Source organism: Allobosea sp. P4_C6 (genome assembly GCF_056402015.1).
In genome coordinates this window covers 1-14,062 of sequence record NZ_JBFUIF010000026.1, presented here as the reverse complement: position 1 = coordinate 14,062, position 14,062 = coordinate 1, and the positions used below count along the sequence as shown (strand labels likewise).

Here is a 14,062-nt window from a genome sequence, read left to right as displayed (position 1 = left end):
AGGCCCTTCAACATGGCGCGCGGAGTCGTGTAAAGGCGGATGGGCAGTTTTCAGCTCTGGCTCATCTGACGCTGGGCCGGAGCAACCGGAATTGTGACGCTCACCTGCTGGAGAGCCCGCGCTCCGGACGCCACTCGATGTTCGGAAATGGTGCGATCCGGTGCCGCTTCGGAATAATCTCACCGGGATCGGCAAGCACGACATGTGCAACGCAATTCCCTGGCGGTGAATTCAATATGACCAGTTTCCGACAGATGAGAAGCTATTCGGTAATGGCACTGCCGCGCCGAAGGTTCGGTTCAGATTCTCTATCGCCCCTTACGGGCCGGAGAGCCTCAATTTCAGTCTCATCTTGACGATTTGGGCCATCGACCGGCGGAACACCGTTCGACATCCCCGCGAATGCGGATCTTCGCGGCGTTGATCCAGCCCTCCGAAACCAATTCGGACTCCAAAACAATATCGACAGCGTCGGAATTGAACGCTACCTCAGCGATGGGCGACAAGCGGGGCGGGGATATGCGGGGAGCGTTGGTCAGATTGGCGGGCACGCTGATCCTGTTCTTTGCCCGCTTCCTGACTGCTGTCCGTGGGCGGTGGGAAGGCGTGGCGCCGGCCGCCGAGCAGCAGATCTATTACGCCAATCATGCGAGCCATGGCGACTTCGTCCTGATCTGGACCGTTTTGCCGCGTCGGATGCGATTTGCGACCAGGCCAGTCGCGGGCAGCGATTACTGGCTGAAAAGCCGCATGAGGCGCTTCATCGGTTGTGATGTCTTCAACGCGGTTTTGATCGATCGCGATCGCGCCAGCCGGACACGTGATCCGATCGTCCAGATGACAGAAGCGCTGGATGCCGGCTCGTCCCTGATCGTCTTCCCCGAAGGCACGCGAAATATGACGCAGGCTCCGCTCCTGCCGTTCAAAAGTGGCCTGTTCCATCTTGCGAAGGCGCGTCCGAACGTCGCCCTCGTGCCGACCTGGATCGACAACCTCAACCGGGTCATGCCGAAGGGCGAGTTCGTGCCCATTCCGCTGATCTGCACCGTCACTTTCGGCGCGCCGCTCCGGCTTGCCGAAGCGGAGACGAAGCAGGATTTCCTGGCCAGGTCGGAGGCGGCCCTGCTCGCCCTGTCACCGAAGTCGAACATGTCATGACCATGCCGCATCCCGATCTGGTCGCTGTGCTGGCCGGCCTGCTCGTCGTCCTGATCGCGGCTTCCGTCGTCGGCTACGTGCTGCAGCGCAGGCTGTCGCCCGACGGGTCGCATGCTGTGGTGGAGAACCTGAACGATCGCATTCGGGCCTGGTGGGTCATGGTTGTGCTGATGGGGCTGGCGCTGATCGGCGGCAAGACCGGCGTAACGCTGCTCTTCGCGTTCTGCTCCTTCGCAGCCCTGCGTGAGTTCATTACGCTGACCGATACGCGCCGGGCGGACCACTGGGCGCTGGCGGCGGCCTTCTTCATCGTGCTGCCGGTGCAGTACTACCTGATCTGGATCGAGTGGTACGGGCTCTACTCGATCTTCATCCCCGTCTACGCCTTCCTGCTCATGCCGATCATCGCCGCCTTGCGCGGCGACACTGACCATTTCCTCATGCGCATCGCCGAAGTGCAGTGGGCACTGATGATCTGCGTCTTCAGCACCTCGCATGTGCCGGCGCTGCTGAGCCTCGACATCGCCGGCTACCAGGGCCGCAACGTCCTGCTGATCGCCTTCCTCGTCATCGTCGTGCAGATCAGCGACGTCCTGCAATATGTCTGGGGCAAGCTGCTCGGCCGCACCAAGATCGCGCCGAAGCTCTCGCCCTCGAAGACGGTCCAGGGTTTCGTCGGCGGCGCGCTCAGCGCCACCGCCGTCGGCGCCGGCCTGTCCTGGATGACGCCGTTCACGCCGCTCCAGGCCGCCTTTCTCTCGCTGGTCATCGTCCTCCTGGGCTTCTTCGGCGGGCTCGTCATGTCGGCGATCAAGCGCGATCGCGGCGTCAAGGATTGGGGCCATCTGATCGCCGGCCATGGCGGCTTCATCGACCGGCTCGATTCCGTTGTTTTCTCCGCTCCGATCTTCTTCCATCTGGTCCGCTACGGATGGTCGGACGTATGACCCGGCCGCTCGCACGCCTGATGCGCAGCAGCGTCGTCCATGTCGCCTTCGCTTTCGTCGCGATGGGTAGCTGGGCGGCCTTTGCCAACCGCGCCCATCCAATGCCGGCACCGCTCCATGCGGGCCTGTTGCAGGGCGCGATCTCGGCTTCGATCACGCTGGTCCTGAAGCGCTGCATCGAGTATCTCGCCAGCCGCTTCTCCGGCGTGGCCGCATTGCTGGCGCCGCCGCTGATCGCCGGCCTCGTCTCGGCGAGCCTGCTGACGATCCTCCACACGATCGGCGGCACGCCCGAGATCCTCCGCACCATCGCCGTGCCGCTCACCGTCGCGACGAGCTACGCCGCGCTCTACAATTATTCGCTCTGGCGCATCCGGAAGGCCTGAACCATGGCGAAGGACGAGAATCGACGCCCGCTCGCCAGCCGCGATTCCGGCTGGGCGCGCGCCATCGCCCGCAGACTAAGCGCAGCCGCCGTGACGCCGAACCAGATCTCGATGGCCAGCATGGTCATGGCCGCCTTCGCCGGCGTGGCGTTCTGGCAGGCGGGTACGGCCGGGGCAGGCACCCGCGTGGCCCTTCTTCTGGCGGCCGCGCTGTTCTGCCAGTTCAGGCTGCTCTGCAACCTGTTCGACGGAATGGTGGCGATCGAAGGGGGTAAGCAGGCGCCGGATGGGCCGTTCTGGAACGAGTTCCCCGATCGCGTTGCCGATATCCTGATTCTCGTCGGCGCCGGTTACGGGGTTGGCGTTCCAGCCTTGGGTTGGGCGGCTGCCGGTTTTGCGGTCCTGACCGCTTACACACGTGAACTCGGTCGCGCCTGCGGGCTGCCGGCCGATTTCTCCGGCCCGATGGCCAAGCAGCACCGTATGGCGGTGATCACCATGGCGGCCCTCCTGACGCTGCTGGAGCCGCTTTGGCGCGGCCACAACGAGGTGCTGGTTATCGCTCTCTGGATCATCGCCGCAGGGGCCGCTTTAACCGCTCTCAGGCGAGCAATGAATGCCGCACGGGGGTTGCGCGCGCGCTGAGCTGCCGCGCGCTCTGAGCGGCTGTCCGCTGTCATTTATCAAGCGGAAAGATCGGCCGGCGGGCGCGGCGATAGGGCAGCTTGGTCAGGTCCGGCGTGCAGAGCGCGCCGCTGTCGCAGACGATCACCTTGCCGGCGATCGGCTCGAAGGCGGCCCGGAAATGCTGCATCGACTTCAGCCCGACGATGCGCTTGGCCGCAGGGTCGATACCGAAGGCGCGGAACTGCTGCAGGTCGTTCATCTGCGCGCGGATCGTGGTGACGAGGATTTCAATGTCGCCGACGCGCAGCACGGCGCAGGGCCCCCAACTCGCGTGCAGCCCGCCCATCATCGGCCCGTCCCCGACATAGTCACCGTCGCTCAGGCTGACGAGCGTGCCGGTGACGGAAAGCGGCCCGCCGCCGATCTCGGGATCGACCTTGCCGCCGAGCCTGACGGACACTGCCGTGCCTGGCTGTGCCCGGTGCAGTTCGGCAGCAGTCTCCGGATCGACGATCGGGCCGAAGCAGGCATCCTTGAGATCGGCCGCGATCATGCCTTCGAGCAGCCCTGTCGCATCGCCATAGCCCCCGCCGCCGGGATTGTCGGCATAGTCCGCGATGATCAGCGGGCCCGATGTCGCGACATAGGCGGCAGCCTCCGCGACGGCATCGTCCACCGGGAGGAAGGGCGTCACCATCTCGAAGCGGCGCTGCCACATGTCGTCGACCAGCGCCTCGGCGAAGCCGCGATGCCGGTCGAGATCGCCCTGGCAGGTCACGAGGACGGTCGGGCCGACCTCTTCGATATCGGCATTGCCGAAGCCGCCATTGACGCTGACGGCGAAGACATCCGTCTGCTTCTCGTAGGCCTTTGCCTTGGCGATGCGCTCGACCATCGGGCCGATATCGGTGCGCCCGCCATTGACCTCCTCCAGCATCGGCCGCTCGGCACGCAAGGTCACCGGCCTGATCTCCCCCGCCATCGTGCGCTGCATGATGTCGGCGGCCAGCCGCCCGGTCTCGCGGACGTCGACATGTGGATAGGTCTTGTAGGAGACGACGATATCAGCCAGCTCGGTCATCTTCCGGGTGWCGTTGGCATGGGGATCGAGCGTGATGCCGATCGGCACGTCGGGGCCGAGAACAGCGCGCAGCCGCTCCAGCAATTCGCCTTCGCCATCCTCGCAGAACTCCGTCACCATTGCGCCGTGCAGGCCGAGCAGCACGCCGTCGATCGTCCCGGCATGGGCCCTGGCCGCTTCGACGATCACGTCGGCGATGCGATCGAAGGCATCGCGCGTCACCGGGCCCGAGGGCTGGGCTGCGGCGCTGATCGCATGGATCACTCGCCAGCCGGCCGGGCGGCCGATGTCGAGGAATCCGGCGATCGGGGTATTCGCCTCCCCACGCTCCGTGATCGCCTCGTCGCCAAGCCGGATGCCGCGATCCGTGAAGGCGGCATAATCGGCCGGGCAGCGGCTGAAGGTGTTGCTCTCATGCGAGAACTCGGCGGTCAGCACGGTGAAGGTCATGGCGTTCCCTGCGGTCTCTCTTGTTTCTGTCCGATGGTGGTCGTCAGCCGTCGCGCAGCGGCCGGCGGATATCGAGCGCCTCGATCAGCGCGTCGCCGAACAGGTTGATGGCGATGACGGTGGTGGCGATCACGAGGCCGGGGAAGATGATGATCCAGGGCGCGATGAAGATCTGCGCCGTACCGGAACTCATCATCGCCCCCCAGCTCGGGACCGGCGGCTGCGCGCCGAGCCCGAAGAAGCCGAGCGTCGCCTCGAGTACGATGGCATCGCCCGTCGCGAGCATCCCGGCGACGATGACAGGCGTCATCGCGTTGGGCAGAAGATGGGCGAACAGCACGCGCCCAGGCCCCGCGCCAGCCGTCACCGCCGCATCGACGAAGAGTTCGCCCCGGAGCGCCATCACCTGCGCCCGCGTCAGCCGGGTGAATTGCGCGAGATAGGCAATGGCGATGGCGATCGCGGTGGAATGCAGCCCCGGCCCGAGGATCGCGATCAGGATCAGTGCCAGCAGGATTTCCGGGAAGGACCAGGTCAGGTCGACGATGACGGTGACGACCCGGTCGAAGACGCCGCCGAAATAACCGGCTGCGGCGCCGAGCGTCGCGCCTGCGATCACCGAGAGTGCGATGGAGAGCACACTGACGCTGAGCGAGGTGCGTGCGCCCTGGATGATGCGTGAGAGCAGATCGCGCCCGAACTCATCCGTGCCGAGCCAATGCGCTGCCGAGGGTGGCGTGTTGGCGATGGAGAGTTTCTGCGCGGCATAGTCATAGGGCGCGATCCAGGGCGCGAAGATCGCGCAGAGCACGAGCGCGAGTAGGAACAGCGCGCAGATGGCGCCGCGCGGCGAACAGGCCAGGCGGCCTGCAAGGGACGGACGGCTCATCTTGCACCCATCATCTTGCACCCATGGCTTCGCGCAGGCGCGGATCGAGTGCCGCCTGGGCCAGGTCGCCGAGCAGCGTGCCGAGCATCACCGCTATGGCGAGCATCAGCAGGCAGCCCTGCACCAGCGGATAATCGCGCTGCCCGAGCGCCGTGATCAGCAGGGAGCCCAGGCCCGGCCGGGCGAAAACGTATTCCACGGTGACGGCGCCGCCGAGAATCCAGCCGATCCGCAGGCCGAGAATGGTCATCACCGGCAGCATCGCCTGCTGGAGCACATGGCGGAGCTGGATGCGCCAGAACGGTACGCCCTTGGCCTGAAGCACGCGCACGAAGTCGCGGCCGGCGATCTCGATCATCGCTGCGCGGGTCACGCGGGCGATCAGCGCGGTGCCGCCGATGCCGATGGTCAGCGCCGGCAGGACCAGCGCATCCCAGCTGCGCGCGCCCGAGACCGGAAACCACTCGAACTGCACGGCGAACATCAGGATCATCAAGAGCGCCAGCCAGAAGCTCGGCAGCGTCGAGCCGAGCAGGATGAAGCCCATCACGGTCCGGTCGAACAGGCTGTCGCGGAAGGAGGCGGCGAGCACGCCGGTTACGATCCCGACCGTCGTCGAGAAGAGGAGAGCCGTGCCGCCGAGCGCGAGGCTGTGCGGCATGTTCTCCGCGATCAGCCGCGCGACGGGCTGGCGCATCACGATGGCGTCGCCAAGATCGCCGGTGACGATCTTGGCGAGCCAGCGCCCGTACTGGACGAGGAGCGGCTGGTCGAGGCCGTAGCGGGCGATCATCTGCGCTCGCTGCTCGGGCGACGAGCCGACCTGGATCAGATGCTCCAGCGGGTCGCCCGGCACGAGATGGATGATCATGAAGATCACCAGCGAGACGGCGAGGAACACCGGCACCAGCATGGCGAGCCGGCGGATCGCAAAGCGCAGCAAGGATCTCTCCCGTGTGCGGCCGTGGCCTAGAGCATCGGACCGAAAAGTGGGATCCACTTTTCGGAAGAATCCGATGCGGCAACAGAAAGACAGATCGCCGTTATCGCGTCCTATCGAACGCGCGGCGATCTAGGCTCAGTTCGCCGGAGCGATGTCGAGCATCGTCGGCCCGTAGAGCCCGGTCCCGCGGATCTTCTCCGGCATCACGATGCGCTTGCCATAGGCGAGGCTCTGCGCCGGCTGGTAGATCGGTGCGAACGGGTACTGCGACAGCACGTACTCATGATACCTGGTGAAGTTCGCGACGCGCTCGTCCCAGGTCTTCGACTTGTTCATGGCGATGTCGTTCAGCCGCTCCGCTTCCGGATCGTTGAACATCGAGACGTTGGGATAGCCTGCCCGCTTCGCAGCGAAGAACCAGTCGACGATGTCGGCATTGGTCCACTGATAGGAGCGGATCGCGAGCTGGTGCTCGGTCTTCTTGCGATACTGGGCATTGATCGACCCTGCATCGACGATGCTGATATCAGCCTGCATGCCGACGGCCTTGAGCTGGGCCTGGACGATCTCGACGAGGCGCTTGAACTCCGTGCCGTTCTGGGTCCACAGCTTCACCTCGAGGCGCTTGCCGTCCTTGACGCGGATACCGTCGGGGCCTGCCTTCCAGCCGGCTTCATCGAACAGCTTCTTCGAGCGCTCCGGGTCGTAGGAGATCCTGGCCTTCGGATCGACCTGCGACTCCTTGAGCGAGGAAATCAGGAAGGTGTCCGCAGCCGCGCCGTTGCCGCCGTAAAGGCTGTTCAGGATTTCCTTCTGGTTGACGGCGAAAGCGGTCCCCTCGCGCACCTTGATGTCGGTGAACGGCTCTACGCTGGTGTTGATCGGCATGTAGACCAGCTCGTTGCCGGGAATGGTCACGAGCTTCACCGCCTTGTCGGCCTGGATGCGCGGCAGGAAGTCGGTCGGGACGTTGACCAGCAAGTCGGCGCCGCCCGTCTTCAGCTCGAGATAGGCCGTCGATTCCTCCCCGATCTCGCGGAAGGTCAGCTTCTTGAACTTGGCGGGCCCCTTGTTGGCCGACAGGTCGGAAGCCCAGGCGTAGTCGTCGTTGCGGACCAGAACGGTCTGCTGGCCGACGGTGAATTGCTGCATCTTGTAGGGGCCGGTGCCGATCGCCTCCGTCACCCCGAACTTGTCGCCGAGCGCCTCGAAGGCCTTCGGCTCGGGAACGCACATGAACGATGTGGCGAGGTTGAACAGCAGGTTTGGATCCGGGTGCTTCATGTGGAAGCGCACGGTCAGGTCGTCGACGACCTCGACGCGCTCGATCGCCTCGACGGTGAAGGCGTTCTCGGTGCCCTTGAACTGCGGCACCCACCACTCGATCGTCTTGGCGTTGAACGGCTCGCCATTATGGAATTTCACGCCGGGCTTCAGCTTGAAGGTCCACTGCATGCCGTCGGGGCTCGATTCCCATGAGGATGCGAGCTGGCCATGGAAGCTCTGGTCCGCGTCCTGCACGACGAGACGGTCGAAGATCAGCGTCGTCGCCGTGTTGAGCTTGGTCGCCTTGGTCGGGTTGTAGGTCGGCGCGCCGACGAGACGCGCGGTCATCACGAACGTCGCCTCCTGTGCCGGCGCCGCGGTTGCGGCGAGGGTGGCGAGACCCAGTGCCAGCAGGCTCCCTTTCATCATCGTCTTCATCCCGTTTCCCCTTTTGTTTCGAGATGCTGCGAAGGCGTGGATGGCAGCGACCGTCAGCCGAGCGGGCCGGAGTTGTCGCCGACATGGCCGGTGAAGCGGCCGTAGAGTTCCGCCATGCGGTTCAACCGTTGCTCGACCTGCGGGCCGAGCTCGACGAAGACGGCGTTGATCATGAGATTGCTCAGGCTCGCCATATGGGCGGTCGAGTCCCAGAACAGGTTGAACTCGGTCGAGACGACCAGCATCTCGTCGACCAGTTCGCGCCCCCAGTCGCAAAAAGAATCGGTGACGAGGGTCGTCGCGATGCCTGCGGCCTTCGCTTCCTGCGCCAGTACCTTGGCCATGCGCGAGTAGCGCCGCGCCTCGAAGATGACGAGGCAGCGACCAGCCTCGCCGGAGAGCAGCAACTCCGAGAAATTGCCGGCGGCGAGGTCGACCAGATGCACGCCGTCGCGCAGGTATTGGAGCTGGTTGGCGAGATACTGCGCGAGCCCGCGCTCGGTCTGAAAGCCGGTGACGTAGACCGACGGCGAGGTCGCCAGCCGGCGCGCCACGCGCTTCCATTCCTCGCTCTGGGCGAGTTCGTAGAGCCTGACGAGGCCGGCGATCTCGAGCTGCAGGCTGCGCGCGAGCTGGTCGTCGCCTGCGAGGCTGCGCTGCTGGAAATCCCGCAGCCGGTCGCTGATCAGCCAGGGCCTGTCGCCGATCTCCTCGGCGAGGCTCGACTTGAGGTCCTTCAGGCTTTTGTAGCCGAGCGTCCGGCAGAAGCGCCCGACCGTCGGCTCGCTGAGCGACACCTTCTCCGCCAGGCTGGCCGCGGTCTCGAAGGGCAGGCTCGGCATCTGCGCCAGCATGTAGCTCGCCAGCGCCTTGTCGGCCCTGGAGCCGTTGGCGAGGCAAGCCTGCAATCTCTGGCGGAGAGTCTGCGACATCGAAAATCCCTGCGACGCCTCATCAAGAAATTTTTCTTTCAAAGTGTCAAAGGATTTTTATTTTCTTGCAAATCGCTTCAGTTTGAGGCTCGTCTTCGGCTATGCCCCTTGTCGGGCGAGTGGAGACGGGTCTGCCCGGCGCGATGACGACTGCAACACGACAGACTGATGTGATCGTGCTCGGGGCCGGCATCATCGGCGTCAGCGTCGCCCTGCATCTGCAGGAACGCGGCCGCACCGTCCTGCTGGTTGATCGCGGCGAGCCGGGAGCGGAAACCAGCCATGGCAACGCCGGGCTGATCGAGCGTTCCTCCGTCGTTCCCTACGCTTTCCCCCGAGATCTCGCGACGCTCGCCGCCTTCGCCTCGAACCGCTCCATCGCCGTGCGCTATCGACCGGCGACGCTGCTGCGGATGGCGCCCTGGCTGGCGCGCTATTGGTGGAATTCGGCACCGGACCGGCTCGACAGGTTGGGCCGCGCCATCCTGCCGCTGATCGAGCGCAGTATCTCGGAACACCGGCACTGGACGAAAGCCGCCGGCACCGAAGCGCTGATGCGGGGGGAGGGGTGGATCGAGCTCTACCGCAACCCTCGCGCCCTTGAGCAGGCAGTCCGTACTGCGACTGAGCTGCAGCGCTACGGGCTCACCTATGATGTGCTCGAGCCGGACGCGTTACGCAGCCGCGAGCCTGCTTTGCTGTCGGCCGCCGTGGCCGGTGCGCTGCATTGGCGCGACCCCGTCACCGTCAGCGATCCAGGCGCGGTGACGCGCGCCTATGCCGAGCTTTTCTGCGCGCGTGGCGGCGCGTTGACGAAGGCGGACGCTTTCGCCTTGCGTAACGAAGGCACGGAATGGCACCTGCCGACCGACGCGGGAAACTGGCAGGCACCGGAACTCGTCGTCGCGCTGGGGCCTTGGTCGGGCGATTTCTGCGAGCGTTTCGGGTATCGCTTCCCGATCGGCTTCAAGCGCGGCTATCACATGCATTACGAGGCCGTGGACGAGGCGACGCCGCAGCATCCGCTTTGCGATGCGCAGGCCGGTTTCGTGCTGAGCCAGATGCGGCGCGGCATTCGCCTGACTACCGGCATCGAGCTCGCCGGCCGCGACGAGCCGTCGGATTCCTGGCAGCTCGACCGGGCGGAGCAGATCGCGCGGCGGATCATGCCGCTCGGCCGGCGCCTTGACGCCGAGCCCTGGCGCGGCGCGCGCCCCTGCCTGCCGGACATGCTGCCGATCATCGGTCGCGCTCCCCGGCATCGCAACCTGTGGTTTGCGTTCGGCCATGCCCATCACGGCTTCACGCTGGGGCCGGCCACCGGGCGGCTTCTGGCAGAAGCGATGACAGGCTTGCCAACATTCTGCGACCTCGAGCCCTTCGCGGCCGATCGCTTCTAGGTGCGTATCGACTTCCGAGGAACAGGTGGCGCTCGCTTGCGCTGCTTCGGCTAACGGATACAAGGCAAAGTTCGCCGGTCTGAGATGTAGGGCCCTTGCCTGGCCGTCGATCTGAACAGCAGCTCGATCCGTCGCCTGTGGCTGATCGACCACGATCACACCGACCCGAACTTGCAGACGTCGGTCGTGTCCGCATCGGGCTGTGCGTGGTTTGGCCAGGAAAACCGCGCTCGGAATTGGCAGCACTGCAAATGCCGATCATTGCGGCCCCTCGAATGCGCGCCGATTTCCAACGATGCGTCGTTGTCACGCCAGGATTTCCGCCGGGCACGCAAAGGTTTGCGCAAACGCCCAGGCAGAAATCGAAGCGGCGGCGGCACAACCTTGAGCAAGCGCTCGCGCTAAGCCTCTCATTATGAACGGTTATTCATGGAACACGCAATCCGGCCAGCCGTTTTGCTAAGCGGCGGGGGAGCCATCAAAGGGAGAAGTACCATGATCAAGAATCTTGTTGTGGTCGCCGCGCTGGCCATCGTTCCGGCGACCGCGTTCTCGCAGTCTAATTCTGGCGCGGCCGGTGGAGCCGCAAGCGGCGCGGCCACAGGTGCTGTCGGCGGCGCGATCGTCGGCGGACCGGCCGGGGCGGCCGTGGGTGCGGTCGGCGGTGCTGCTGCGGGCGCGATTGTCGGCGGAATCGCGGCCGACCAGCGCACCGAGTTCCGCACTTATGTGAGGGAACAGAAGATGCCGTCGGTGGCTTACCGCGAGAAGGTGGTCGTCGGCGCAACCTTGCCCGATACGGTCACCTATCGTGAGGTTCCGACCCGCTATGGCAAGACGGAATATCGCTACACCGTGGTCAATGACCAGACCGTCCTGGTCGAGCCGAAGACACGCAAGATCGTTCAGATCATCGAATGATCAACGGGAGCCCACCCTGACAGGGTGGGCTCCTTCGATCGGGTTCACCCTGATCAACCAAGGAGACAACGCCATGTTGCGGCCAATCCTGATCGCCGCTGCTGTCGCGGCCACCGCCGCCTTCAGCGCTCCGGCCCAGGCGCAGGTCCAGTTCGAGTTCGGAATCGACCGGCCGGGATATGACGGCCCGCGCTATCACGAGCCCCGTGGGTACCGCTTTGCTGGGGAGCGACGTGGCTTCCGGGGTCCTGCTGTGCTCGATGACGACGATGACGATTGCCGCATCGTCATAAAGCGTCGGGTCAATCGCTATGGCGAGGTTGTCGAGCGCCGTATGAGCATCTGTGACTGACGCCTGGCGGCCGTGCAGCGGGTGTGTTGGTGCTTTTCAGAGCCCGCTGCTTGGCATGTGATTATCGCGATGCTTCCTTGAGGAGGAACCGATGCGAAAGTTAATCTTCGTTGCAGCAGCCATGCTGAGCTTCGGCTCGCCATCGACGTCCCAAGCCGCCCCTGTGGCAGGTCTGACGAGCCTGGAGGCGCCTGGCCATATCCAACAGATAAAGAATGGTGGCCACGGGTACAAAGGCCACAAGGGTTGGCACGGTTCGCGCCATTGGCACCATGGACATGGCTACGGTCGCTATTATGGGGGGCCGCCTCCGCATGCTCGCGCCTATGGCAGGCGAGCTCGCGACTTCGGCTATTATCGCTATTGGTAAGCCTGAGAGCGCCGGCCGCGATAGAACGCATTTCGCCCAGTTGCGCACCTGAAACCGACAGCAGCAAACCAAGACGCTGAAACGGTTTCGGGTGCTTGGGGTGGGTGGTCTTCTCTGGCTGGGGCAGCGCTGTGTTGGCTACGACACCTATCGTCTCGCAGGTTGCTTATACCTGATGCCGATCTTCGTTGAATTCGAGAACTTCGTTGCCGTACTGGCGGGGGCCGCATGAAGTTCGCAAAATATCCGTTTGCCATTGCCGTTCTTTCAGCTGCGGCCGGCGTCGTCGGATGCCTGATCGTCGCCAACCTCATGCCTGAGCGGAGGGACCTGCAGCAGCCGCTGCCTCACCATCTCGCATCCTCCGACGATCAGTTCAGGACCTCGATGGGAGCACTTTTCGGCTCCAACGCCATCCCCGGCAACAAGGTCGAGACGCTCGTCAATGGGAACGAGATTTTCCCTTCCATGCTTCGTGCCATTCGCGGCGCCAAGAACACGATTACATTCGAGACCTACATCTACTGGCGGGGCGATATCGCGGATCAATTCGCCGATGTGCTGTCTCAGAAGGCCCGCGATGGAGTGAGCGTGAAGGTTCTTCTCGACTGGGTTGGCAGCATCCCGATGGAGGAGAGGCTCGTAGAGCGAATGCAGACGGCCGGCGTGGAGGTGGTCAAATTTCGCCCCGTCAAATGGAGCACGCTGGACCGGATCAACAACCGGACACACCGGAAGCTCCTCATCGTCGACGGCCGGATCGGGTTCACCGGCGGCGTCGGTATCGGTGACGAATGGAATGGCGATGCCAGGACTGCGGCCGAGTGGCGCGACAATCACTATCGGCTCGAAGGGCCCGCGGTTTCGGAATTGCAGGCCGCGTTCGCCGAACACTGGATCGAGGCAACAGGCGAATTGCTGATGGGAGACCGGTTCTTCCCGTCCATCAGACCCGATGGACAGCTGGATGCCCAAGTCGTCGTCAGCTCGACTCATCAACGCAACGTCATGCATCTCATGCTGATGACGGCGCTTGCCGCGGCTCAAAAGAGCATCCGGATCGGCACTCCTTATTTCGTTCCTGACGCGATCACGCGACAGCAATTGCTGGAGGCGAGAAAGCGCGGCGTGGACATCGAGATTATCGTGCCGGGCCAGAGGACCGATGCGCGGCTTGTCCAGAAAGCATCGCGGCATTTTTGGGGAGAATTGCTCGAGGCCGGCATCAAGATCCATGAATTCGAGCCAACGATGTATCACTGCAAGCTCGTGATCGTCGATGACGTCTGGACCTCGGTGGGCTCCACCAACATCGACGAGCGCGCCCTTCGCCTGAACGACGAGGCGAACATCAATTTCTACGATCGGGAGTTCGCACGCCATCAGATCGAGATGTTCTTGTCCGATCTGAAGCGCTCGACCCCCTACACGATAACCAAATGGCGACAGAGGTCTGCGAGCGAGAGGCTCTCCGACTGGCTGGCAGGCCTTCTGCGCACACAGATTTAGGCGGCGGCGAGGGTGGATCTAGCGGTTGCCTGCTGATCGTCCTGACCGACTCAACTGTGCCTGAAGGGAGGCCGAGGGGTTCTCGATGCCCGTTTTGGGCTATCCTCGACGCCGCAGGCGCGACATTAGGCGGTTAACGTTCTTGCTTATCTTCGGTCACGTCGGCGCGAATATCTAGGTGTTTAGTCCCGGCATTTGGTGGATTGGATCGAGGGTGAATCGTTCCGGCTCTGAAGTCCAGCGCTTGCAGATGAACTCGTAGGGCGTGAGGCCTTTGAGGGTCTTCAGGCGCCGGCCGAAATTGTAAGCTGAGACGAAGTCCTGGAGGTGACGATCGAGCTGGTCGTGGCTGTCGTAGTGATAGCGTTTGACGGTCGCGTCTTTGATCTGATC

At 64.1% G+C, this 14,062-nt stretch carries 14 protein-coding genes; 8 read left to right on the top strand and 6 right to left on the bottom strand.

Going from position 1 to position 14,062, the window contains the following annotated elements:
• Positions 1-519: 519 nt before the first annotated feature.
• The 4 genes from AC1DVA_RS18275 to AC1DVA_RS18260 are packed head-to-tail and all read left to right on the top strand — an operon-like array spanning position 520 to position 3,136.
• On the top strand, positions 520-1,158 hold the full coding sequence (locus AC1DVA_RS18275) for a lysophospholipid acyltransferase family protein (protein ID WP_476806852.1): 639 nt from the start codon (positions 520-522) through the stop codon (positions 1,156-1,158).
• On the top strand, positions 1,155-2,105 hold the full coding sequence (locus AC1DVA_RS18270) for a phosphatidate cytidylyltransferase (RefSeq protein ID WP_476806815.1): 951 nt from the start codon (positions 1,155-1,157) through the stop codon (positions 2,103-2,105). Before AC1DVA_RS18275 ends, AC1DVA_RS18270 begins: the two co-directional genes overlap by 4 nt.
• Entirely contained in the window at positions 2,090-2,491 is a 402-nt protein-coding gene (locus tag AC1DVA_RS18265) for a hypothetical protein (RefSeq protein WP_476806814.1), read from the top strand. The genes AC1DVA_RS18270 and AC1DVA_RS18265 overlap by 16 nt, the downstream gene beginning before the upstream one ends.
• A gap of 3 nt (positions 2,492-2,494) precedes the next feature.
• Positions 2,495-3,136 carry a CDP-alcohol phosphatidyltransferase family protein gene (locus AC1DVA_RS18260; RefSeq protein WP_476806813.1) on the top strand — a complete coding sequence of 214 codons (642 nt, stop codon included), beginning with the start codon at positions 2,495-2,497 and terminating at the stop codon, positions 3,134-3,136.
• A gap of 31 nt (positions 3,137-3,167) precedes the next feature.
• On the opposite strand, the gene AC1DVA_RS18255 is transcribed toward AC1DVA_RS18260, so the two are convergent.
• The 5 genes from AC1DVA_RS18255 to AC1DVA_RS18235 all read right to left on the bottom strand — a co-directional run bounded on the left by AC1DVA_RS18255 (position 3,168) and on the right by AC1DVA_RS18235 (position 9,117).
• Positions 3,168-4,649, bottom strand: a complete 1,482-nt coding sequence (locus AC1DVA_RS18255; protein ID WP_476806812.1) for a M81 family metallopeptidase — start codon at positions 4,647-4,649, stop codon at positions 3,168-3,170.
• Positions 4,650-4,692: 43 nt separating this feature from the next.
• On the bottom strand, positions 4,693-5,538 hold the full coding sequence (locus tag AC1DVA_RS18250; protein WP_476806811.1) for an ABC transporter permease: 846 nt from the start codon (positions 5,536-5,538) through the stop codon (positions 4,693-4,695).
• Between the two features lie 10 nt (positions 5,539-5,548).
• Positions 5,549-6,481: an ABC transporter permease gene (locus AC1DVA_RS18245; RefSeq protein WP_265052709.1), complete on the bottom strand. Its 933-nt coding sequence runs from the start codon at positions 6,479-6,481 to the stop codon at positions 5,549-5,551.
• 135 nt (positions 6,482-6,616) lie between these two features.
• A complete protein-coding gene (locus tag AC1DVA_RS18240) occupies positions 6,617-8,185 on the bottom strand; it encodes an ABC transporter substrate-binding protein (protein ID WP_476806810.1) in 1,569 nt (522 codons plus the stop codon).
• Between the two features lie 53 nt (positions 8,186-8,238).
• Complete coding sequence (locus AC1DVA_RS18235) at positions 8,239-9,117, bottom strand: MurR/RpiR family transcriptional regulator (protein WP_476806809.1); 879 nt, start codon at positions 9,115-9,117, stop codon at positions 8,239-8,241.
• A gap of 143 nt (positions 9,118-9,260) precedes the next feature.
• On the opposite strand from AC1DVA_RS18235, the gene AC1DVA_RS18230 reads away from it, so the two are divergent.
• The 4 genes from AC1DVA_RS18230 (at position 9,261) to cls (ending at position 13,669) form a co-directional block, all read left to right on the top strand.
• Positions 9,261-10,517 (top strand): NAD(P)/FAD-dependent oxidoreductase, encoded by a 1,257-nt coding sequence (locus AC1DVA_RS18230; RefSeq protein WP_476806808.1) that lies wholly within the window; start codon positions 9,261-9,263, stop codon positions 10,515-10,517.
• Between the two features lie 495 nt (positions 10,518-11,012).
• Positions 11,013-11,438: a DUF1236 domain-containing protein gene (locus AC1DVA_RS18225; RefSeq protein WP_476806807.1), complete on the top strand. Its 426-nt coding sequence runs from the start codon at positions 11,013-11,015 to the stop codon at positions 11,436-11,438.
• 73 nt (positions 11,439-11,511) lie between these two features.
• Positions 11,512-11,790 (top strand): hypothetical protein, encoded by a 279-nt coding sequence (locus AC1DVA_RS18220; protein ID WP_476806806.1) that lies wholly within the window; start codon positions 11,512-11,514, stop codon positions 11,788-11,790.
• 598 nt (positions 11,791-12,388) lie between these two features.
• Complete coding sequence (gene cls, locus AC1DVA_RS18215; protein ID WP_476806805.1) at positions 12,389-13,669, top strand: cardiolipin synthase; 1,281 nt, start codon at positions 12,389-12,391, stop codon at positions 13,667-13,669.
• Positions 13,670-13,843: 174 nt separating this feature from the next.
• Here cls and AC1DVA_RS18210 read toward each other — a convergent pair.
• Positions 13,844-14,062, bottom strand: a 219-nt coding sequence (locus AC1DVA_RS18210; protein WP_476806804.1) for an IS3 family transposase, incomplete at its 5' end; no start/stop codon positions are given.